Here is a 20,857-nt window from a genome sequence, read left to right as displayed (position 1 = left end):
TCGGGATTAATATTCGTAAATGAAAGTTTTGCTATACTGCTCCACATATTATTATACGAAGGATTGAAAATGACAGTACGACATTTGATATTACCGGCATTTCTTGCCGTATCTATGCTCCATGCATCGGAGGCAGCACCACAGCCGCAGGTGAAACAGGAAGGCATTAAATACATTAAAATGCTTGGCGGGGCATTGAAAGGTGAACTCAAAGCACATATGAAAAACGATCCAAGCGGTCTGGAGGCACTTGCATTCTGTACTTCCAGTGCAGATACCATCACCAAAGAGGTCAATGCAAAGCTTCCAAAGTATGCTTCAGTAAGGCGTACCGCACTGAAAGTCAGAAACAATTCTGTCAATACACCCGATGCCACAGACAGGAAAGTAATGGAAGCGTATGAAAAAGCGATCGCTGACAAAACGTTTTCCCCCAAAGATATCAAAATAGTAAAAGAGGGAGATGTCACACGTATCTACAAGCCGCTTGTAACAAAGGCTGTTTGCCTGAAGTGCCATGGAAGCGCTCTTTCACCCAAGATCAAAGAAGCGATTGAAAGTGCCTATCCGCATGACCATGCAACCGGTTTCAAAGAAGGCAGTCTTCGCGGTGTGATCGTAGCCGAGATCAAAAAGCACTAAACCTTCATCATCTTTTTAAGCTGTCTGTCATGCAGTCGGCTTAAAAGAAGCAGGGCGGTGATACCGCCGATAAGCGCATACAGCATATCTGACTGTGTATCCCAGACATAGCCCTGTGTTCCCAGAAAAGCTTCGGCATCCTCTCCTGTTGCCAACGCTACCCACCATTCCACCAGTTCATAGAAAGCAGAGAAAGCCAGAACAATACTCAGTACGATGTAATCCAGCCACAAGCGGCTCGGTTTGACCACTTTGAGGCGGATCAGTATCTCCCGGGCAAGGATAGCAGGTTCAAACCCCTGAAAGAAATGCCCAAGTTTGTCAAAATTGTTTCTGTTCTGATGCAGCACTTCTCTGATCCAGTCAAAGAGCGGTACTTCGGCATAAGTGTAGTGCCCGCCGACCATCAAGATGATCATATGCATCAATATGAGCGTATAGAGCAGGGGTGTAAGAGGGAACTTCCTGTAGGTCAATACGATCAGTATAAAGCCGATCAGGGCAGGCACTACTTCGAGAAACCAGGTAAACTGGTCTTTGGGATGTACCGCTGACCAGGTCAAAACAGTAAAAAAGATACCCAGCCATAGATATTTCATACTATTTCACCGCAGTCATTAAAAAGACTGTAAAATCATGATGCGGCTTGGAGATCGTATTGGCATGGTCGAACCTGATATGTTTAAATCCTGCCTCTTTTGCAATGTTTTCAAGTTCCTTCCGGTCAAAACCATGATGAAAGACGCCTGTATTGTCACTGTGAAAGCTGCCGTCTTCACTGTCAAGGTCCGCAATGGCAATGAACCCTTTTTCCTTGAGCATGTCATACAATTTGGAGAAAAGGGCTTTCTGGTCTTTCACATGATGAATGGTCATAGACGAGGTAATGCCGTCAAATTTTCGTTCAAGCGTATCGACACTGAGATCTTTTTCCATGACTTCGGTCCTGCAGGCGAATTCGTCACATTTCTTTGTAAACTCAAGAAGCATAGAAGGGGAATTGTCTACCGCCGTGATCTTACCGACATAGGGAGCGACAAAATAGCTCAGCAGACCGGTACCTGCACCGAAGTCCATGATTTCCATGGAAGGGGAGAGTTCAATATTTTTTACTATTAAATCTGCGATACCCTTGGCATTCTGAACTCTTTTTGAATTCATATCCCATGATTTTGACTTATGCGCGAAGTGGTCAATCTTGTTTTTCATATTTAATATTCCTTAATATAATAATATCTCTACTTTTTAATATTATTTAGTATCTAACTAAAATAACGTCTCTTGTTTTTCAACCTTAATGTTGTCCCAGAAAAAATCTACATGTTTTTCAAACAGTGAAACGACCGAAGAGGTAGATTTCTTGTCTAATTTTAGCAGAGAAACCTGCATCTGGTAGAAAAAAAGGGGAGAAAAGAACTCATTGGCCAACAAAAGCGGATCGGAAGATTTGATCATCTCTTCCTGCATCATTTGAAAGAAGAGCCCTGAAAGCTTTTTAACGTTCTCCTGGTAGAAATATTCGTTATAGATCTCCCGAACACGCTCGTTTCTGAATATTTCCTGCATCAATAGCTTTAAAAGTGCTTCATTTGGCCCGTCAAAGCCGATAAGCTTAAACGTAGTTGCAAGGTTCATAAGAAGTGATTTCCCCTGTTTATGAAGCTCCTGGGGCTCTTTATCGTCAAACAAGGTGACTATCGCCGAAGAGGTAAGGTTGCTTATAAGGGTTTCAAGTATCTCCTCTTTGTTCTTGAAGTGGTTATAGAGTGCACTCTGCTTTACACCCATGGCTCCGGCTATGTCTCTGACTGTTGTTGCCTTATAGCCCTTGGCAGAGAAAAGTTTCAATGCGGTTTTGAGTATTTTTTCTTTGGTTTTTCTTCCTTTAGATAGGGCGGAAGTGCCCGTCTGCTCGCTCATAGTGACTCCTTTAATGCAATTATAGTGAACAAATGTTCATATGTCAAGCCGGCACCATGTCTTGCTTATGAACAAATGTTCATATTTAATTTTTCTTGTTTTTCCTGAAGTGAACATATGTTCATTTATAAAAGAGGAACTACTTTTATTTAAGAACAAATGTTCACCAATACCGCGTTAAAGTACCCCTTAAAGGGCTTTGCAGGGAAAATACATATTTGGTTTTTTTGAAAGGAACGACATTGGTGTTTTGAAAGCAGGAAAAGAACAATTTATTTATATTTGAAAATATAAACTTTATCTATATCTGTCATAATTAAAATAGAAAAGAAACTACAGTGAATCGGATTTAGGTTTTGGAATTTATTGGAATAACATGATCGCGAAATAATTTCCAGTGAAATTCTCATATAGACAAAAAATTGTCTTTTATATACCGGGAAATGTACACATATAATTACAGAGCAGAAACGATATAGTTTTTTAATAGAATTTATATTATGTTAATCAATAGAATTAAGCAATAAAGAAAACCGGTATAACACTTAAAAATATCCGAAATATCCAGGTACAGGAAAATCAAGTGCTATGCCGGACAACAAGTCTGTCGTTTCTGTACAGACTCGCTTGTATTTCCTTGTGTGTGCTAAAAAAAGCCTAAAATCAATCTTCTTCCCTGCCAAACGTATTTTCCAGTCCTTGGATAAGTTGTTCTTTCTCTTTTTTTGAGAGCCTGGCTTCAGAATGAACCAGCAGATAGGAGAACAAAGGCATTTCTCCTTCTTCCACTTCTTTGGCGGCTTCGTCACCTTTGTTTTTCTTCTGATATCCCCACATGGAAATATTGAAATGTTCCCGCCCCTCTTCTACATGGTGGTACACAGACCAGGAGATCGGTGCAATATTGCTGTACCTTGGCCATTTGGTTTCATTGGAGTGACAATCTCCGCAGGCACGCATAAATATTTCACGTGTCTGCGGACTGTCCCACTGCGGTTCAGCTGCGACCTTGGGATTGTCATGGTTTCTTCCATACGGTATGAACTGGATCAGAACCAAAAGGACTATAAGTCCAATAAGTATTTTTTTCATCTTTTTCTCTCCTTCTTATGTAGTAGTATCATATACAATAGTATACAAATAGATCGTGAACTGTATATGAATTTACTATACAATAAAAAAGGATAAACTTATGGGGACCTCTAATAATTACAAAATAATATGAACTGTAGTCCCTTCATTTGGCACAGAGACTATATTTATCTTCCCGCCATGAAGCTCCACACCTTTCTTGACAATGGAAAGCCCCAGTCCGAAGCCTTCTGTCTTTTTGTTTCTTGATCTGTCAACCCTGTAAAATCTATCGGTTATTTTTGAAAGTTCTTCTTTGGGAATTCCTATACCTTCATCTTTAATAGCAAAATGTATTTTTTCATCTTTATAAAGTGAAATGGTAATAGACTTATGTTTTGGCGTATATTTGATCGCATTGTCTATGAGGTTTGAAAAAATCATAGACAGAAGTACAGGGTTTGCCTCTATCATAATCGATTCAAGTTTTTCTATAGTAAGATGCAATCCTTTTTCTTTGAGTGTACTATCATATTTCTCAAGTGTATTGAGCACCATGGCATCAAGGTGGCAGGGCTGAAATGTCTGCTTGATATTTTCTTGGCTGTATTTGGTAAGCAGCAGCAGGTTCTCTACAATATATTCTATCTGTTCCGCTTCATAGGCAATGGTCTGCATGCTTTCAATATATTCATCCGGCTCACGCAGTTTGCGAAGGGTGATCTCTATTTCACCTTTAATGACGGTCAGAGGCGTTCTCAATTCATGCGACACATCACTGTTAAACCGGTTCAGATTGTCCACCCCCTCTTTCAGTCTGACGATCATGCTGTTAAACGCTTCAACCAGTGCTTTTATCTCATCTTCTTTTTCGGGAAGCGGGATAGTACCCGAAAAATTGTTGACACCGATCCTGTTGGCTGTCCGGGTAATACGCTTGACTGGTATCAAGATCTTGTCGATCAGTTTGCTTCCCAGAAAAAGAAGGGTTAAAAGAAGTATAGGTATCAGTGTCAGCAGTGTATCTGTAATATCTTCAATACTGTTATTGATCTCATGGGTTGTTACGATCAATTTTCCCTTAAACAGTTTTGAAAGTGTCAGTACATAGACTCCTTTGAGGTATTGTTCGGACTTGAGCATTACAAACCGGTCATTGTAATGTATGTAAGATTCGGGATTTTTCAAATGGAAGTTCCTGCTTTGCCCGGCCAGTTTGCCTGCCTTGAATACTGCCGCTTCATAATTTTGTGCCAGTGTTTTTTGCAAAACCTGATCTAACGGTTCTCCTGCGGTTATTTTGTCTTCTGTCCCAATAGCCTGTTTGTACAGTTGGCTTTGTATTTTTAAAGAAATACTTTGATCGAACAGATAGTAAAACACAAAACCAAAAAGTACCAGCAGCATAGCACTCACACTGCCAAACCAAAACAGTACCCTTCTCTTTAGACTATCGGCTTTCAATTTTGTACCCCAGTCCCCTGAAACTCCTGATCAGATCTTTCCCTATTTTTTTTCTCAAGTGATAGATCGTTACCTGTATCACATTGCTGTTGACAGCAGTCTCATTGCTCCAAAGCTGTTCTTCTATCATGGCATTGGTTACCATACTGTTTTTATGTTTGACAAGAAAGAGTAAAAGTTCAAATTCTTTTTGGCTTAACAAAAGTACTTTACCCTCTTTTTGGACAGTTTTTGCGTCAAGATCAAGCGTGATATTCTGAATATCAACAGTATTGCTGCCTTCCATAGCACTTCTTCTGTAGAGTGCCCCTATTCTTGCCAGCAGCTCTTCGTACGCAAAAGGTTTAGCCAGATAATCATCTGCACCTGCTCTCAATGCAGCCACTTTGTCTTCTGTTTCACCTTTTGCTGTAAGCATGATAATGGGGGTTTTTATTTTCTTTTGACGTAAACTTTGTAAAATTTTCAGTCCATTTTTTCCAGGCAGCATCCAGTCGAGTACGATGATGTCATAAGCATTTTCACCTGCCATATACTCCCCCTCTTCCCCCTCCATACTGCTTTCTACAAGATGCCCGTCTTCGCTGAATCCTCTTGTTAAAAGAGAAAGGATATGTGCATCATCTTCTATAATTAAGATTTTCATGACTTAATTATATAATGTATAAATGAAATGGGGATGAAGAGCAATTGACTGCACCCTATTCCGAAATTTTTATATGAGAGGTTCTCTACAGGTTGGCTAATAAATTATCCATAAATGACCAAAAAATCCAAGTTCTTTCAAACCTTCAACGACTTTAAATATTCCAACTATCCAAATGAACCACAATGCGCTAAAAATATGATTTCTATATACAGCAGGATTCATCATATACTGAGACGGCTCATCAAAAGATGAAAATCTTGGGAAAAAAGCAGGAACTTTTTTAACATAATCTTCAAAGTCATTCCCAAAATAAGTTCTGAGACGTGCTTCTTCACTTTTAATCACAAAAGGATAATAGATAGCAAAAAGTGCTGTAAGAAGTAAAGGAAAAGTAAAGGTTTCCGTAGCAAATCCGATTCCAATCACACCTAACATACTAAAAAAATACAAAGGATTTCTCGAGAGTGAATAAGGTCCCTTTGTAATCAGTTTATTGTCTTTATAGCCAGCGATATATACTGAACACCACATTCTTCCCAATGAAGCAATGCCTACAAAAATTACACCTATGCAAAACAATACATAAGACATCATTCCATGATCTTCTTCCCAGTAACTTCCTGTTACTATAAAAAAGACCAATATTGCAACAACAATAATTCTGGATATCAGTATCCGTGATTTTTCAAATTTTGATTTCATTTTTTTCCTTCATGAATGTGAAATTCCGCCAGTGCACCTTTATCGGTACTTTGGTTTTCGTACTTTTCGGAATAATAATCAACGAAAATGAAATAAAAATGAAAATGAAATTTTCATTTTTATTTCATTTTCATACCATAAAGTACTCCAATGCAAAATTTGGAGGACAGGGTGAAAAAAATATTTACAGCATTACCGATATTGATACTTGCAAACCCAATGTATGCAAAAAGCAATACAGAAAGAATAGGAGATATATTATCGGTGGCTATACCGGTAGGTGCTTATGGAGCGACACTTTATCTTGATGATGAAGAAGGAGAATATCAATTCTACAAATCATACGGCACAACGCTTGCGGCAACCTATGCGTTGAAGTACACCGTGCGAGAAAAGAGACCAGACAGCGACAATACAGATTCCTTCCCTTCCGGACATACCTCAAGTGCATTCTCCGGAGCTGGTTTTTCACCAGCCCGTATAAAAACCTCGACATTACACCTGAGGTTGGCACTGACTACAAAGGTATACAGTTTAATTACAAGTGGTAAAGCATAGTTTTTCATTTTTGTTTCATTTTCATTTTGTATGCTTTCGATAATTTTTTGGAGGATAATATAAATGAAGAAACTTATTTTGATCCCGGTAGTATCTGCAAGCTTAATAGCCGGTGGGCATATACCAAATTCAAAAGCAGGAGAAGATACCGCGGCAGGAACACAGGAAAGAACATGGACTGAAGCTATCCTCTTTAAGCCGGAAAAGCCGCTGACCGATGAAGAATTGAGAACCCGGGTACTCTACACTAACCTGATTGGTGCTGGTCTTGTTGCCGCATGGGGGACGGCTTTTTGGGATTACTTTACCATCAAACCTGTTGTTAAAAATGAAGGGTGGTTTGGGAAGGATACAAAGTATGGCGGTGCCGATAAGTTTGGCCATATGTACTCCACCTATTTATGGTCACTTGGCTTCTCCTCCCTTTATGAATACTGGGGTATGCATGAAGATGAAGCCCTGCTATACGGTCCCCTTACATCCTGGACCTTCCAGGCACTGATGGAGGTTGGAGATTCGTTCAGTGCATCACAGGGATTTTCCTATGAGGATCTCATCATGAATACTGTGGGTGCAGCTTTCTATTATGTCCGGGAAAAATATCCGACAGTAAAATCAAAACTTGATTTTCGTCTGGAATATATACCTGATTTCAATTCCAATGTTGACTTTTTTACCCAATACAATTCAATGAAATATTTAATGGCACTGAAATTCAGTGGATTTAAAAGTATGGAAGATACACCTATGAAGTATCTTGAACTGCAGCTCGGATATTACACAAGAGGATATCAGGCACATGAAGATTATTTGGACAAAGAACGTGTAGTTTATGTTGGTGTCGGGATAAATTCATCCGAGGTACTAAAAGCCATAGGCTGGGAAAAGACGAGCAAAATTTTCAACTATTACCAACTTCCATATACCTATATTCCGTTTGGATATGATTATGATACACAAGGGTATGTTCAGCCCTATTCAAGACCTTATTTTGGAAATAAAAAATAAACCTTATTCATTTTTGTTTCATCTGAGACTTCTATACTTATTTTATCGATCAAGCAATTGGTTGATAAATAAACATTAAAGGATCACATATGAAACAATCATATATAGTAAAAAGTTTTCTTGCATTCAGTTTAGCAAGTGGTGTTGCCATGGCTGGGGACATTGAGACCAATGATGACAATGATAAAGATATAGAGATACAAAGTTCGGTACAGATCAGCGAAACAGCCAGTGAAACTGAAGAGATAAAAGCTGCAAAAGTTGGCATAAATGAAGTTCTTGCTGCGATTGAAGCAAAGTTGTCAGGCAAAATCACAAAGGTTGAACTTGAAAATGAAGAGGGTAACCTGGTTTATGAAGCTGAAGTTTTCCAGAAGGATGGTAAAACTTTCAATGTTGTTGTGGATGCCGGAACTGCTCAGGTCTTAACTTCAAGCGTGGACAAACCAGACCATGAAGATGAAAACGACAATGAAAAAGATGAAGAAAAAGAGGATTAATGAAGATCTTGATCGTAGAGGATGATAAAAACATCCTCTCGCTTCTGCAAAGTGCCTTTGTTGAGGAAAATCATATTGTTGATGTTGCCAAGGACGGCGAAGATGGCGAATATTTGGCAACAATGAACCATTATGATGTGATTATTCTTGACTGGATGCTGCCAAAAATGAGTGGGCTGGATGTTTTGCATTCTTTAAGAAAGCAGGATATCAATACGCCTGTTCTTATGCTGACTGCAAAAGGTGAGATAGCAGACAAGGTTACGGGACTCAACAGTGGTGCAGACGACTACCTTGCCAAACCATTCAGTCTTGAAGAATTACAGGCCAGAGTGGAAGCACTTTACCGAAGGATAGTCTCGAACGGGAAAAATACCATTACCATAAAAAATATTAGTATCGACATCAATGACAAGACCGTCAAAAAGAACGATGAAAAAGTTCCTCTTACTGCAAAAGAGTATGAGCTTCTGATGTTTCTTGTAAAGCAAAAAAATTCGTATGTCTCAAAGTTTATGATAGAAGAGCAATTGTGGACAAATGAAGATTTCAAACAAAGCAATGTTATCGAGGTAACGATTTACCATATGCGAAAAAAACTGGGTAAGGATTTCATTAAAAATTTTAAAGGGCTGGGATATAAAATTGAAGCATAAAAGTTTAAAAACAAAAGTTCTGCTATCGTTTGGCACTATCTCCTTTTTTATGCTTGTGGCTTTTGGGTTTATATTTTATTATTTTTTAAACCAGAGCATGATTGAGACGACAAAAAATGGTCTTTATTCCCAGTCTTTTTACATCAAAGAGCATTTAAGTACTACAAAGTTTAGCGACATACACGCCAAGTTTCCTTTTGCAATTGTGAAAAATAGTCAGACAATATACAAAACAAAAGAATTTGACTTTAAGGGTATTGAAAAAATAATTCATAAAAAAAAACCTTTTTCTACTGTAGAGAGAAAAGGGAGTCAAACAGCACTTTATGTATTGAAATTCAAAAAACCTTTTGACGGTGCCATCGCAGTTTTTAAAGATGATATTGACGAAGGGTTTGAAAATGTTATTACTATCATCATAGCCCTGGAATCCATACTTTTTTTACTTTTCATGCTATTGGCAAATAAAATGGTCAATAAGATTCTAAAACCCATACAGAACATCAGTACTGTGGCAAAAGATATCTCAATTCACAATTTTCAAAATAAAATACCGCTTACGGAATCTGAAGATGAGATTCGTAATCTGATAGACACCTTTAACACTATGGTGGATAGACTCAAAGACGGTGTTGAAAAACTGGACAGGTTTAACAGTGATGTGTCACATGAGTTGAAAACACCACTGACTGTGATCAATGGAAAAATTGAATTGGCTCTCAAAAAAGATCGGGACAGAGCATACTATAAAGAGAGTTTGAACATGATACAGTCCGAATCACACAAGATCCAAAAAATTGTAGAAGAGTTGCTCCAACTCAGTAAATATTCGAAAGAAAATATAATGCAAAGTTTTGTCCCCTGCGACCTAAATGCTATTTTACTGGGAACCGTTGATCAGTATCTTCCCAAAGCCCTGGCAAAGAACATTGACCTGGAAATCATCAGGTTTGAAAAAGCAACAAAAAATGCAAGCCCTGAATTGATCAATGCTATTTTTTCAAATCTTATAGACAATGCTGTCAAATATACATCCCCAGGAAAAAATATTCATATATCACTTTGGCAGGAAAGGAAGATGATTCATTTTATTATCCAAGATGAAGGTATAGGCATAGCACAGAAAAACTTGTCTAAAATCACAGACCGTTTTTACAGAGTAGATGAATCACGTAATAAAGAAACAGAAGGATTTGGGCTTGGTCTTTCTATTGTTAAGAACAGTATTGAACTTCATAAGGGTGAATTGTACATCACATCCAAACTTGACATTGGTACGACTGTAGAAGTGATTTTGTAATTTATGCCATTGCCTGTACGGGATTTCATTTTCATTTCATTTTCACTATTCATAATAAAGTAAAATATGCAAAAGGAGCATTCATGCAAAAAATTACTGTTTTTTTATTGATGACTATTTTCCTAACCTTGGCAAATGCCGGCAGCGGTATGATCCCGTTCTACAAAGAGGCAGTAAAAACACTTTCTTACCAAAGCACGTACACATTAGAGAAAAAATCAAGAGCGTTACTTATAGAAGCCAAAAAGAAGCAACGGTATCTCAATCTTGATGCAGGCATCATGTACGGTGCAACCAATGCAAAACTTTTGGCACATCACTTCAACAATACCGATATCGGTATCACAGATACGATCGATCTTTTTGGAAAAAATATAGAAGATATCCGTCTTATACAGCTTCAAATGAAAGAGGACGGGCTTTTGCTTCAAGTCCAGAAAGAAAAACTTTTTCTTTCCCTGGTCGATATGGTCACCTCCTGTAAAGCCAGTGAAGAGAAACTGAAACTCTACCAAAAGCTGTACCACACACAGGCAACTTTGATTGAAGCTGTCAGATCTGCCGTCAAGTCGGGTACTGTACCCATGCTTGAACTCACAAGACTTGAAAATATTATGGCACTGATAGAGGCACAAAGAGACCAGGAAAAGCAAATAGTCACGATGATGAAAGCGCAACTGAAACTTTACAGCCCGCATCATGCTATTCCCCACCTCTCTGTGACTGGGCTGCATAGCGATCTTCGTCACTTTCTTGCCCACAGTCCGCAACTCAAACTCAATGACAACAGAGCAAAACAATCCTCACAAAAAATAAAGCAGATCGAACAAAGCTGGATGCCAGATGCCATCATCGGTGCCAATCAGCAATACAACAATGACCCTACTGCCAATGGTGACAACTATACTTTGAGCATGGGGTTGAGTATGCACTTTGATGGTGGGATGACTCATGATATAGAGAGACAAAAAGTAGATGCGTTGAGGATAAAGAGTCAAAAAAAAGCATTGGAGATAGAAAGAAAAGCACAGTACATTGCATGGAAAACCCAATATCAAACAGCCAAAAAATTATTTGCTTCACTCCGCCAACCCCTGAAACACAGCAATGTTACGTTAAAAAATATGAGAATAGCCTACCTGAAACACTATGTTGACCTAAACACTTACCTACAGACCATAAAAGAGAGCCTTGCCACACATGAAGCACAGATCAGTGCCAAATACAAGATGATACAGAATGCTGTTATCTTGAATATGCTTTCTGAGAAAATCATTTATGAATAGGCAATCTCTCCTTATCTTCAGCCTTTTACTTCTTTTTAGTTCTTCTCTTTTCTCTTTCTTTGAAGATAATGATGAAGAAACAGCTAAAGCACTTCAGGTTCCCAAACAGGAACGACATGTTAAAGTCAGTATTGTCTCCCCAAAAATCGCAAGTATGCCTATGAGTCATACTGTAACCGGCATTACAGAGCCCCATCAAAAGATTACTATCAATACACTATCAGAGGGCATTCTGCATGTAAAAAGTTTTAATGGCCAACTGATTCAAAAAGATGATGTTGTTGCAACAGTCAGTAACGCTCGACAAAAAAACACCATAACCATGCTAAAGTCAAATATCAAACTTCTGCAAAAACAGGTTTCTGCACAAAAAAGTAAACTTCAAAGTGCCAAAGAGATGGTGAACCTCGGCATCCTCTCAAAAAACCAACTTTTGGATCAGCAAAATCTTTTGGAAGAGAGGAGCATTGCCCTCAATCAAGCCAAAATAGCATTGAATAAATTGGAACTTCAAAATAGCTCCTCCACTGTGAAAGCACCGGTAGCCGGATATGTAGATTCGCTGCTTCCTGACGGGAGTTATGTCTCTTACGGACAAACACTTTGCAGGATCATAGATGCCCATGTGCAGATACGGCTTTTTGTCTCTCCACTCTTTGCAAAAGAGCTGCATATCGGTCAAAACGTAAAAATAAAAGAGCAAGGGGTTGTTGCTGATGCAAAAATTATAGCCATACTTCCTCAAAGCAGTGACAATCTGCTCAATGTGATTGCCTTGCCTTCTCATACTTTGCCGGTTGGGTTGCGTATAGAAGCTCAGATAGAAACGGCACAGACCAAAGGCTGGATCATTCCCAAAGAGGCGATTGTCCTGGTACAAAACCGCCCGGCTATATTTCTCATAAAAAAGAGCAAAGCGACACTTCACTTTGTCACCGTGCAAAAAGATATGATTGACAAGGTGTTGGTCACAGACCATCTAAAAGCCAAAGATCAAATCGCTTTGAAAAATGCCTATATGCTGCATGACGGGGCCACCGTAGAGGTTGTTAAATGAAAGAGCAAAAAGGTTTTTTCCTCTATATCCTGAAAAATAAACTGGCGATTTTTATCGTTGTTTTTTTGCTGGCTGCTGTCGGCTACAAACTCTCCTTTTCTATCCCCAAAGGTGTTTTCCCGAATGTCTTTTTCCCACGCATCGAAGTGAGTATTGAAAATGGCTATGCGCCTATCAAACAGATGCTTTTCTCCGTGACCAAGCCCAGCGAAGAAGCGCTTAAAACAGTACAGGATGTCGAGAAGATAGTCTCTTCCACCTCTATCGGTTCTACCGATATCAGTCTCTATTTCAACTGGAATATCGACCCTTATCTTGCATACCAGCTGGTTCAGGCCCGTATAGCAGATATCAAAAACCGTATTCCTGCTTCTGCCTCCATAACCATACGTCAGGCGACACCGAGTATCTACCCTGTCTCTATCTATGCTATCGGTTCCAATTCATTATCACGTGCAAAATTGACAGAGAAACTTTACTATGAACTCAAACCGGTACTGCTCTCTATCCCGGGAGTCTATGATATACAGATAAAAGCACCGGCATGGAGTGAATACAAACTCCTGCTCGATGCAAAAAAGGTAAGAGCATACGGACTGGATGTGCAAACGATCATCGACCAGCTCAAAGCGCAAAATCTCATAGAGTTTATGGAGCTTATTGAGGATTATCATAAACAGTATGTTCTTTCACTTTATCAAAAAAGCGAAGATGCTTCTAAATTACTGGATCTTGATATTGCACTGCCAAATCAAAAATCTGTGAAGTTGAGTGATATTGCACTGCTTATAGAGAGAACAAATCCCGTCAAGGCCACCAGTGCCGCCACAGGATTTAAAAATTCAGTGGTTTTCAATCTTTTAAGACAGCCCAATGCCAATGCCATAGATGTCGCAAAAAAGTTTGATGAAAAATTAAAAGAGCTGGCACCTGCACTTCAAAAAGAAGATATCAAGATCGTCAATTACTATGATGGTACCGATTTTATCAAAGAGGCGGTCAACAGTGTAAGGGATGCCATCATACTCGGTGGTATCATCGCTGTTTTGGTGGTGTTTTTCTTTTTAAGACAGGTAAAACTTTCACTTGTCTCTCTGCTTGTTATTCCTGTTACATTTCTTATTACCATGGTGGGGATGAAGCTTGGAGGTATTGATTTCAATATCTTTTCACTCGGCGGTATGGCTGCAGCACTTGGCGGTTTGATAGATCAGATGATCATTGTGATCGAAAACATTGAAAGGCACTTTAAAAAAGGAGTTTCAAAACAGGAAGCCGTGATCCGCGGTGCGAAAGAGATTTTGCCGATCATGGCAGTGGCAACACTGCTTGCTACATTGATATTTGTACCGCTGTTGCTGGTGAGCGGTGTGGTAGGACTCTTTTTTAAACAGCTGGCTTTTGTGTTGGTGATCACCTATGTGATCTCTCAGGTGATCGCTATTTTCCTGACTCCCATCATTGCTTTTGTTGCACTTCCCAATGAACCAAAAACAAAAAAAGACTTTATGGAGCCTATGGTAGAGCGATACAAACGCTTTTTGACAAAGATGATGAACCATGCCTGGATATCCATACCTATCCTCATCTCTGCCTTCGTATTGAGCTTTTTCCTTTACAAAACTATCCCCTCTACTTTCCTGCCCAAATGGGATGAAGGAAATGTTGTTGTGGACATGGTACTGCCTCCGGGTACTTCACTGGGACAGAGCAAAGATGAGTTTATGACTGTGGGCAAAATACTCGATAATACGCCTGAGGTCAAAGGATGGACACTCCGTATCGGAACCTCTCTGGGGCAAGTCTCTACACAACCCAATCAGGGAGATTTCTTGGTGACACTCAAAAAAAAGCGCAGCAGAAGTGCCTTTGAAGTCATCGAACAACTGCGTCATGAGATAGAGCATGCCGTACCCAATCTGGAGGAACTGGGGCTTTCTCAAGTCCTTGAAGACAGACTTGGAGACATTATGGGAGCAGATGCACCTATATCGGTACATCTTTTCGGCCCCAATCCTGACGAGCTGATACAACAGGGGTATCGCCTTAAAGAGAAGCTGAAACCTATCAAAGATGTAGAAGAAGTAAATGTCCTTACTTCCTATGCTTCCCCTGCCATTAATGTACGCCTTAAAGATAATGCCCTCGCATTATATGGTATTAATGAGCAGACACTGGCAACACAGATTAGGGCTATGTATTACGGCAGGGTTGTGGCCTCTGTGGCACAAGGGGAGAAGCTTATCAATATTCGTGTCCTTATGAGTCGTCCGAGGGTTGATCCTATTGCCTATCTACAAAAAGAGTTGCTTGTATTTTCACCCAAACTGGGCAAAAATATACCCTTGAATTATGTTGCCACGATCACCTATAAAAATAAAGTAGCTGAAATTACACACTACAACCTCTCTCCGGTTTGTATCCTGGGTATCCGATTTATGGGCAATGATATGTCAGCTGTAGTTGGACACATCAAAGAAACCCTTTCTTCTGCCAAACTGCCAAGCGATATCACCACCGATATCAGCGGTTTTTACAAAGAGCAGCAACAATCTTTCAAAGAGATGGGATATGTTATTTTGTTTGCGATTATCATCATTTTTACAGGATTGCTTTTGAACTTCAGTTCACTTCGCACCTCATTTTCTATACTCATAGCACTTTTGGTCACATTGACGGGTGTTTTCCTGGCACTGAAGCTTACCGGAAAGCCTCTGGATATCACTGCTTTTATGGGTATGCTGATAGTCCTCAGCATCGTCATCAACAACAATGTTCTCATCTACGATTTCTATCACATGAATATAGCCGGTGATACCGACGAGAAAAAACGAATAGTAGATGCCATCGCTGTTAGGATTCGTCCGGTACTGATGACCATGTTCTCCAACGCCTTTGCCCTGCTGCCCGTCGCACTGGCAATAGGCAGCGGCACACAGATCATACAGGATATGGCGATCGCCATTATGGGCGGACTCTTTTTTGCTATTGTGGTAAATCTGTTTGTCATACCGCTGTTTTTTTATTGGCTTTATCTCTATAGAACCAAACTATAGTTTCTACAATATGTTACTATGTATACTTTCATTTTTGTTTCATCTTAAAATTGTATAGTATAGGTATAAATCAAACGAAGGAATAAACATGAAAAAAATTCTCTTATCCAGCCTTGTTTCTGGTGTGCTTTTCAGCTCTTCGGCTATGGCTGACGATATTATAAGTTCTATCAAAGTAGGACTTTTCGAATCTGAAAAGAAAGCCATGCACAAAGTGACTGTCTCCATGATCCAGGCGATCGAAGCGGCAAAAAAAAGTGTTAACGGCCAGGTTGTAAAGGCAAAACTCGATGAAGAAGATGACTATCTCGTCTATAAGATCAAAATTATTGCCCGAAACGGTAAAAAGATGGAAGTACTTGTCGATCCGGTTACAGCGAAAGTACTCAAAAGTAAAGACGACGATTGATCCATAGGAAAAAATGATCTTCTCTTATTTTTCCAAAGACAATACCTCTATCTTCCCATCGCTAAAATAGGAGTTCCCAAAAAGATTCTCTTTGACAAAAGGTGCATTTACCTGAATAGGTTTATCTCTTTTTATATTTGTATTCTCATGGAGCTCTTTCACAACGAATGCTTTTGCTTCATCCATATCTGTGATGAAAACCGGTATGATACCCCACTGTTTTCCGGTGATAGCATTCGCACCGGCAACGTATACTTTTTTGCCTTTACAGGATACATCGGTACGCCAGATTTTTAGCAGATAAAATCTTTTTTTTCTTTTCATATTCAAACTGCAGATCGGTTCTTTTGCCTGCCAAAAGAGAGGAATATTGAGACTTTGTATCTCACTTCCATCTTTCCATCCGGCTTTTTTTAAAACACTACAGATATCTTCCTTTTGATCAGACGTCAGGACAATATTGATCGGCTGCGCGTCAAGTCCGAAGATATTTTTGGCAAATCTATTGGAACTTTTGTCAAATAACATTTTGAGCCTGTCAAGTTTGACTGTATTTATTTTGGGAGGGGTGGCAAGTGTATAATGAAATTTAAAACCAAAAAGAACATACAAACCTGCGGTAATGAAAATCAGCGTAATACTGATTGTTTTTGCTTTACCAAATGGCTTTCCCTGAGTAAAAAACTTTTTACATGAGAGCCACTGCAGCAAGGCAATAGCCGTGATTACCCATAACGTTCCTATTAAGTATCCGCTATAAACATCGCTGAGATAGTGCTCTCCGAGATAAATACGGCTTAAGCCTATCAGCAGAACCAGTATTGTCGTAACAAAAAAGAGATTGATCTTGTTTTTAAATTTATCGACATGGCGTATTAGCAAATAGCCTAAAAATCCGTAAAATGCTACAGCAATTGTGGCATGCCCGCTTGGAAACGAGAAGGAAGACTCAAAATAGAGTGCTGTCTCCGGCCGCGGGCGGTGAAAAGCGAGTTTACCCAGGTAGAGAAAAACAGCTGACCCCGCGAAAGAAAAATAGAGTGCAATAAGATCATTATATTTTTTATACAAAAACAAAATAACAGTAGCCGATGCAAGGAAAAGCAGCACAATCTCTTTCGTACCAAGATAGGTGACCCAGGTAAAGAAGGTGATCATTTCCGGCGTTCTCCATCCTACCATGAGGTTTGCAACAATATGATCAACGTAAACGATCGGATCCCGGCTGAGAAAATCTTCGACAATACCGGCAAAAAGTGCTAAAACCGATATAAATGCAACGCTAAGCAATGTAAGCGGCAATCCATAAAATGTTGTTTGGTCAAAACGGCTTTTGATGAATGCTGTGGATTTTGGATGTGATTTTATCCCCCCTGATACAAAAGGATTTTGCAAAAAAGAATTCCAGAGTGAAAGAAGTACTATTTTGGCTGAGTGTGCATTGTTTACAATAAATTGTTTCAAAAGATAGAGAAGTACAAAAAGGAAAATGAGTATCACAAGGACAGTAAGCGTACGGCTCATCCATATCTGTGCAAGGGAAAGTGATGCCGAAAAGAGATAGCCTACACCTATAAACTCCAAACTCCAGCCGATAGCACCAAAAAAATCCCAAAAAAGGAACTTGCTCCGTTGCATTTTCAAAGAACCTGCAAGAAAAGGAACACTCTCTTTCAGCGCCGGCAGAAAACGAGCCAGAAAAACAGATTTTGCACCGTGTGTATTTAAAAATTGCTGTGCTCTCCTGAGCTGCTCACCGGAGAAAGGGATCCATGTTTTATCCAGTAAAGAAGAACCGTAGTGTTTACCGATATAATAATTGGTGATATCCCCTATATAAGCTCCCGTTACTGCAAATAAGAGCAATATACCAATATCAAAATATCCCTGCCCCGCCAGAACACCAAGAAGAAGCAGGAAGGTTGAACCGGGCAGCAAAAAACCTAAACCGATCAGCGTCTCGCCAAAGGCGGCAAAGAAGGCGATCCATACGACATAATGTTTGAAATGCTCAATAAAGGGCAAAATAGAATGATTCAGTATATCTGACATATATGATCCGTTTGGTGAATTTTAGTTCATTATAAACATTCAAAATGAAATGAGGATGAAAGAAATTTTCATCCTCATTTCATTTTCATCGACTATAATTTGCCTATGACAACAGACAACAGCAGAAACATTGCACTACAGTGTACTGATATCGTAAAAACATATAATTCAGGCGAGACAGAGGTCAAAGCGTTACAGGGTATAAGTCTTGATGTCTATGAAAATGAACTGCTTATGCTGGTGGGGCCTTCGGGCTGCGGCAAAACGACCTTTGTATCGGTAATTACTGCCCTGCTTGGTTTTGACAGCGGCAGGTGCATTGTTCTGGGCCACGATTTTTCTGCAATGAGCGATGCAGAAAAAACTGCTTTTAGAGGCAAAGAGATCGGCTTTGTATTTCAGGCATTCAATCTTATTCCTGCACTCACGGCTGCGGAGAACACAGCCCTGCCTCTTACCATCTTCGGTACCAATAAAACAACGGCATTCTCCCGTTCATACAAAATGTTAAAAGCGGTGGATTTGGAATCAAAAGAACATGTTCTTCCGGGTAATCTGAGCGGCGGACAGCAGCAGAAGGTCGCCATAGCCAGGGCACTGGTACATACACCCAGACTGGTGATCTGTGATGAACCTACAAGCAGTCTGGACCACAAGTCCGGACAGATGGTCATGGAACTTTTAAAGAAACTGACCAAAGAACACGGTGTAACCATGATCGTCGTGACACATGATGAACGGGTATATAAATATGCAGACAGGATCGCACAAATGGAAGATGGAAGAATCATCAAGGTGGAAAAAAATAGATGAAAAAATTTTATATATGGATTATATTCTCACTTATCGGTGTAGGTATCGGCATTGCTGCTATGTTTTACGATGATATGCTAAAATCATCCGGTACCGTTGCCATCCCTTCAGTGAAACTGCCTTTTAACTCTTTTATAGCAGGTACGGGGATCGTAGAGGCAAAAAGCAAAAATATTGCGGTAAGTTCCTCTTTCTCCGGTATTGTCAAAGCGGTTTATGTACAAAGCGGGGAGAAAATACAGAAAGGAATGCTGCTTTTTGAAATGGATGATACCCTTTTGCAGTCGAATATTCTGATCGCACAGGCAGGTATCAAAGCTGCTGAGGCAACATTCATCAGTGCAAAACATCACTTCGAGCTGATAGAAAATTTCAAAAATGTCTCTCCTCAAATGGTTACGAAAGAAAAATACATGCAGGCACAGGATCATTTTCATGAAGCAAAAGAGCTGCTGGAAGTGTCCAAAACAAAACTGGCTGCCCTGAAAGAACAGTCAAATCTATATAAGGTGTACAGTCCCATAGACGGCATAGTATTGAGATCTGAGATAAGCAGGGGAGATTTTTTTGACAGCCGCTCAAATGCTCTTCTCATTGGGAGTGAGCGGGTCAATGTACGTGTCAGCATCAATGAGTATGATATTTCAAAATTCAAACCAGGAACAAAAGCAGTCGCATACTTACGCGGAAATACTAAAAAAAATATCGGCTTGAAATACGCCTATACCATTCCTTATGTCGTGCCGAAAACAAACTTGACAGGGCGCAGTACAGAGCGAACCGATACACGTGTGCTGCAAGTTATTTATGCAGCCGAAAGAACCAAAACATTCCCTCTTTATGTGGGAGAACAGCTGGATGTCTTTATCCAGACCCCTGAGCAGGAAAAATAAATGTTTGAAGTGGCAGTCAAAATGCTGATGCATGACAGAACCAAATTTCTGGGACTTTTTACAGGCATCGGGTTTACTGCGTTTCTGGTAACCTTCGCAATGTCCTATTTTGCAGGCTTCATGACCAGGGGTTTTGCGCTGGTAAGCGAAAATCCCACCGCCAGTATCTGGGTGATGGACCCGGCAGTGCATTCGACAGAAGCAACGATCAATATGAGTGATGGTGCTCTGGGGCTTGTGCGCAGTGTCAAAGGAGTGAGTTATGCTGTACCTCTGTATCTGGGTGATGTCACCGCCAGATTTCCAAACGGACACTTCCAGTCCTTTCAGATGATCGGTGTAGATGACGGTACACTGAGCGGAACCCCAAGGCCCGGAGGCGGTCTGAGTACCACACTGCTTCATATACCCCAGAGCGTCATCGTCGACAGCGGCGGAACCAAAGATAAACTTCAGACACCGATGTATACAAAAGATATGTGGCCTTATGACGGCGTACATCTCAATGTACCTACACGAAAACTGCGATACGGAGACACACTGATCATTAATGATAAAAGAGTCGTTGTGAGCGGTGTCTCTTCCACCATCCCCAGATTCCCGCCAAGACCGCTGATGTACACAACACAGTCGAATTTCAAACGACTCAATCCCGGAGAGAACAGATATATTACATTCATTATGGCAAAAGCAGAGAAAAACATATCTGCCGCTGATTTAGCCAGAAATATTACAAAGCAGACAGGACTGAAAGCTGTTACGGACAATGCTTTTAAAAAAGAAACCGTGCTGTGGTATTTAAAAAACTCCGAAGATGTGGG

Annotated in this window: 21 protein-coding genes; 13 read left to right on the top strand and 8 right to left on the bottom strand. The window is 40.0% G+C overall.

Features of this window, described 5'->3' with window-relative positions; translation table 11 throughout:
• The first annotated feature begins 69 nt into the window (after positions 1–69).
• Positions 70–642 carry a DUF3365 domain-containing protein gene (locus F8L24_RS02470; protein WP_294951407.1) on the top strand — a complete coding sequence of 191 codons (573 nt, stop codon included), beginning with the start codon at positions 70–72 and terminating at the stop codon, positions 640–642.
• Here the strand turns inward: F8L24_RS02470 and F8L24_RS02465 are convergent.
• From F8L24_RS02465 to F8L24_RS02435, 7 genes are all read right to left on the bottom strand, one after another.
• Positions 639–1,241, bottom strand: coding sequence for a DUF2238 domain-containing protein (locus F8L24_RS02465; protein WP_294951404.1), 603 nt, complete (start codon positions 1,239–1,241; stop codon positions 639–641). The genes F8L24_RS02470 and F8L24_RS02465 overlap by 4 nt on opposite strands.
• 1 nt (position 1,242) lies before the next feature.
• Entirely contained in the window at positions 1,243–1,851 is a 609-nt protein-coding gene (locus F8L24_RS02460; RefSeq protein WP_294951402.1) for a class I SAM-dependent methyltransferase, read from the bottom strand.
• Between the two features lie 57 nt (positions 1,852–1,908).
• The gene (locus F8L24_RS02455) at positions 1,909–2,562 is read right to left on the bottom strand and encodes a TetR/AcrR family transcriptional regulator (protein WP_294951400.1); all 654 of its coding nucleotides are present in this window, start codon (positions 2,560–2,562) and stop codon (positions 1,909–1,911) included.
• Positions 2,563–3,225: 663 nt separating this feature from the next.
• Entirely contained in the window at positions 3,226–3,654 is a 429-nt protein-coding gene (locus F8L24_RS02450; RefSeq protein ID WP_294951398.1) for a heme-binding domain-containing protein, read from the bottom strand.
• Between the two features lie 117 nt (positions 3,655–3,771).
• The gene (locus F8L24_RS02445; protein ID WP_294951396.1) at positions 3,772–5,097 is read right to left on the bottom strand and encodes a HAMP domain-containing sensor histidine kinase; all 1,326 of its coding nucleotides are present in this window, start codon (positions 5,095–5,097) and stop codon (positions 3,772–3,774) included.
• The gene (locus F8L24_RS02440) at positions 5,084–5,743 is read right to left on the bottom strand and encodes a response regulator transcription factor (protein ID WP_294951394.1); all 660 of its coding nucleotides are present in this window, start codon (positions 5,741–5,743) and stop codon (positions 5,084–5,086) included. The genes F8L24_RS02445 and F8L24_RS02440 overlap by 14 nt, the downstream gene beginning before the upstream one ends.
• 96 nt (positions 5,744–5,839) lie before the next feature.
• The gene (locus F8L24_RS02435; RefSeq protein WP_294951392.1) at positions 5,840–6,448 is read right to left on the bottom strand and encodes an isoprenylcysteine carboxylmethyltransferase family protein; all 609 of its coding nucleotides are present in this window, start codon (positions 6,446–6,448) and stop codon (positions 5,840–5,842) included.
• Positions 6,449–6,598: 150 nt separating this feature from the next.
• Here F8L24_RS02435 and F8L24_RS02430 point away from each other — a divergent pair, with 150 nt between their 5' ends.
• The 9 genes from F8L24_RS02430 (at position 6,599) to F8L24_RS02390 (ending at position 16,278) form a co-directional block, all read left to right on the top strand.
• Positions 6,599–7,006 (top strand): hypothetical protein, encoded by a 408-nt coding sequence (locus tag F8L24_RS02430; RefSeq protein WP_294951391.1) that lies wholly within the window; start codon positions 6,599–6,601, stop codon positions 7,004–7,006.
• A gap of 63 nt (positions 7,007–7,069) precedes the next feature.
• A complete protein-coding gene (locus tag F8L24_RS02425) occupies positions 7,070–8,014 on the top strand; it encodes a DUF2279 domain-containing protein (protein WP_294951389.1) in 945 nt (314 codons plus the stop codon).
• 89 nt (positions 8,015–8,103) lie between these two features.
• Positions 8,104–8,514: a PepSY domain-containing protein gene (locus tag F8L24_RS02420; protein WP_294951387.1), complete on the top strand. Its 411-nt coding sequence runs from the start codon at positions 8,104–8,106 to the stop codon at positions 8,512–8,514.
• Entirely contained in the window at positions 8,514–9,170 is a 657-nt protein-coding gene (locus F8L24_RS02415) for a response regulator transcription factor (protein WP_294951384.1), read from the top strand. Before F8L24_RS02420 ends, F8L24_RS02415 begins: the two co-directional genes overlap by 1 nt.
• Positions 9,171–9,267: 97 nt before the next feature.
• A complete protein-coding gene (locus tag F8L24_RS02410; protein WP_294951382.1) occupies positions 9,268–10,470 on the top strand; it encodes an ATP-binding protein in 1,203 nt (400 codons plus the stop codon).
• 83 nt (positions 10,471–10,553) lie between these two features.
• Complete coding sequence (locus tag F8L24_RS02405) at positions 10,554–11,756, top strand: TolC family protein (protein WP_294951380.1); 1,203 nt, start codon at positions 10,554–10,556, stop codon at positions 11,754–11,756.
• Complete coding sequence (locus tag F8L24_RS02400) at positions 11,749–12,813, top strand: efflux RND transporter periplasmic adaptor subunit (protein ID WP_294951378.1); 1,065 nt, start codon at positions 11,749–11,751, stop codon at positions 12,811–12,813. Before F8L24_RS02405 ends, F8L24_RS02400 begins: the two co-directional genes overlap by 8 nt.
• Complete coding sequence (locus tag F8L24_RS02395; RefSeq protein WP_294951376.1) at positions 12,810–15,869, top strand: efflux RND transporter permease subunit; 3,060 nt, start codon at positions 12,810–12,812, stop codon at positions 15,867–15,869. The genes F8L24_RS02400 and F8L24_RS02395 overlap by 4 nt, the downstream gene beginning before the upstream one ends.
• 88 nt (positions 15,870–15,957) lie before the next feature.
• On the top strand, positions 15,958–16,278 hold the full coding sequence (locus F8L24_RS02390) for a PepSY domain-containing protein (protein WP_294951374.1): 321 nt from the start codon (positions 15,958–15,960) through the stop codon (positions 16,276–16,278).
• A 24-nt stretch (positions 16,279–16,302) separates the two neighbouring features.
• Here F8L24_RS02390 and F8L24_RS02385 read toward each other — a convergent pair whose 3' ends face one another.
• Positions 16,303–18,330 (bottom strand): bifunctional DedA family/phosphatase PAP2 family protein, encoded by a 2,028-nt coding sequence (locus F8L24_RS02385; protein WP_294951372.1) that lies wholly within the window; start codon positions 18,328–18,330, stop codon positions 16,303–16,305.
• Positions 18,331–18,435: 105 nt separating this feature from the next.
• On the opposite strand from F8L24_RS02385, the gene F8L24_RS02380 reads away from it, so the two are divergent.
• The 3 genes from F8L24_RS02380 to F8L24_RS02370 all read left to right on the top strand — a co-directional run.
• On the top strand, positions 18,436–19,143 hold the full coding sequence (locus tag F8L24_RS02380) for an ABC transporter ATP-binding protein (RefSeq protein ID WP_294951370.1): 708 nt from the start codon (positions 18,436–18,438) through the stop codon (positions 19,141–19,143).
• A complete protein-coding gene (locus F8L24_RS02375) occupies positions 19,140–20,036 on the top strand; it encodes an efflux RND transporter periplasmic adaptor subunit (protein ID WP_294951368.1) in 897 nt (298 codons plus the stop codon). Before F8L24_RS02380 ends, F8L24_RS02375 begins: the two co-directional genes overlap by 4 nt.
• A partial coding sequence (locus F8L24_RS02370; protein ID WP_294951366.1) for an ABC transporter permease occupies positions 20,037–20,857 on the top strand: 821 nt, incomplete at its 3' end.

It is taken from the genome of Sulfurovum sp. (assembly GCF_015493435.1).
GTDB lineage: Bacteria > Campylobacterota > Campylobacteria > Campylobacterales > Sulfurovaceae > Sulfurovum.
Note: the sequence above shows the minus strand (reverse complement) of the source record. Positions and strands in the feature narration are given on the sequence as shown.

Coding starts and splice junctions, on each gene's coding strand:
- F8L24_RS02470 (WP_294951407.1), top strand. CDS start 70: ATGACAGTACGACATTTGATATTACCGGCATTTCTTGCCGTATCTATG.
- F8L24_RS02465 (WP_294951404.1), bottom strand. CDS start 1,241: ATGAAATATCTATGGCTGGGTATCTTTTTTACTGTTTTGACCTGGTCA.
- F8L24_RS02460 (WP_294951402.1), bottom strand. CDS start 1,851: ATGAAAAACAAGATTGACCACTTCGCGCATAAGTCAAAATCATGGGAT.
- F8L24_RS02455 (WP_294951400.1), bottom strand. CDS start 2,562: ATGAGCGAGCAGACGGGCACTTCCGCCCTATCTAAAGGAAGAAAAACC.
- F8L24_RS02450 (WP_294951398.1), bottom strand. CDS start 3,654: ATGAAAAAAATACTTATTGGACTTATAGTCCTTTTGGTTCTGATCCAG.
- F8L24_RS02440 (WP_294951394.1), bottom strand. CDS start 5,743: ATGAAAATCTTAATTATAGAAGATGATGCACATATCCTTTCTCTTTTA.
- F8L24_RS02435 (WP_294951392.1), bottom strand. CDS start 6,448: ATGAAATCAAAATTTGAAAAATCACGGATACTGATATCCAGAATTATT.
- F8L24_RS02430 (WP_294951391.1), top strand. CDS start 6,599: ATGCAAAATTTGGAGGACAGGGTGAAAAAAATATTTACAGCATTACCG.
- F8L24_RS02425 (WP_294951389.1), top strand. CDS start 7,070: ATGAAGAAACTTATTTTGATCCCGGTAGTATCTGCAAGCTTAATAGCC.
- F8L24_RS02420 (WP_294951387.1), top strand. CDS start 8,104: ATGAAACAATCATATATAGTAAAAAGTTTTCTTGCATTCAGTTTAGCA.
- F8L24_RS02415 (WP_294951384.1), top strand. CDS start 8,514: ATGAAGATCTTGATCGTAGAGGATGATAAAAACATCCTCTCGCTTCTG.
- F8L24_RS02410 (WP_294951382.1), top strand. CDS start 9,268: ATGATTGAGACGACAAAAAATGGTCTTTATTCCCAGTCTTTTTACATC.
- F8L24_RS02405 (WP_294951380.1), top strand. CDS start 10,554: ATGCAAAAAATTACTGTTTTTTTATTGATGACTATTTTCCTAACCTTG.
- F8L24_RS02400 (WP_294951378.1), top strand. CDS start 11,749: ATGAATAGGCAATCTCTCCTTATCTTCAGCCTTTTACTTCTTTTTAGT.
- F8L24_RS02395 (WP_294951376.1), top strand. CDS start 12,810: ATGAAAGAGCAAAAAGGTTTTTTCCTCTATATCCTGAAAAATAAACTG.
- F8L24_RS02390 (WP_294951374.1), top strand. CDS start 15,958: ATGAAAAAAATTCTCTTATCCAGCCTTGTTTCTGGTGTGCTTTTCAGC.
- F8L24_RS02385 (WP_294951372.1), bottom strand. CDS start 18,330: ATGTCAGATATACTGAATCATTCTATTTTGCCCTTTATTGAGCATTTC.
- F8L24_RS02380 (WP_294951370.1), top strand. CDS start 18,436: ATGACAACAGACAACAGCAGAAACATTGCACTACAGTGTACTGATATC.
- F8L24_RS02375 (WP_294951368.1), top strand. CDS start 19,140: ATGAAAAAATTTTATATATGGATTATATTCTCACTTATCGGTGTAGGT.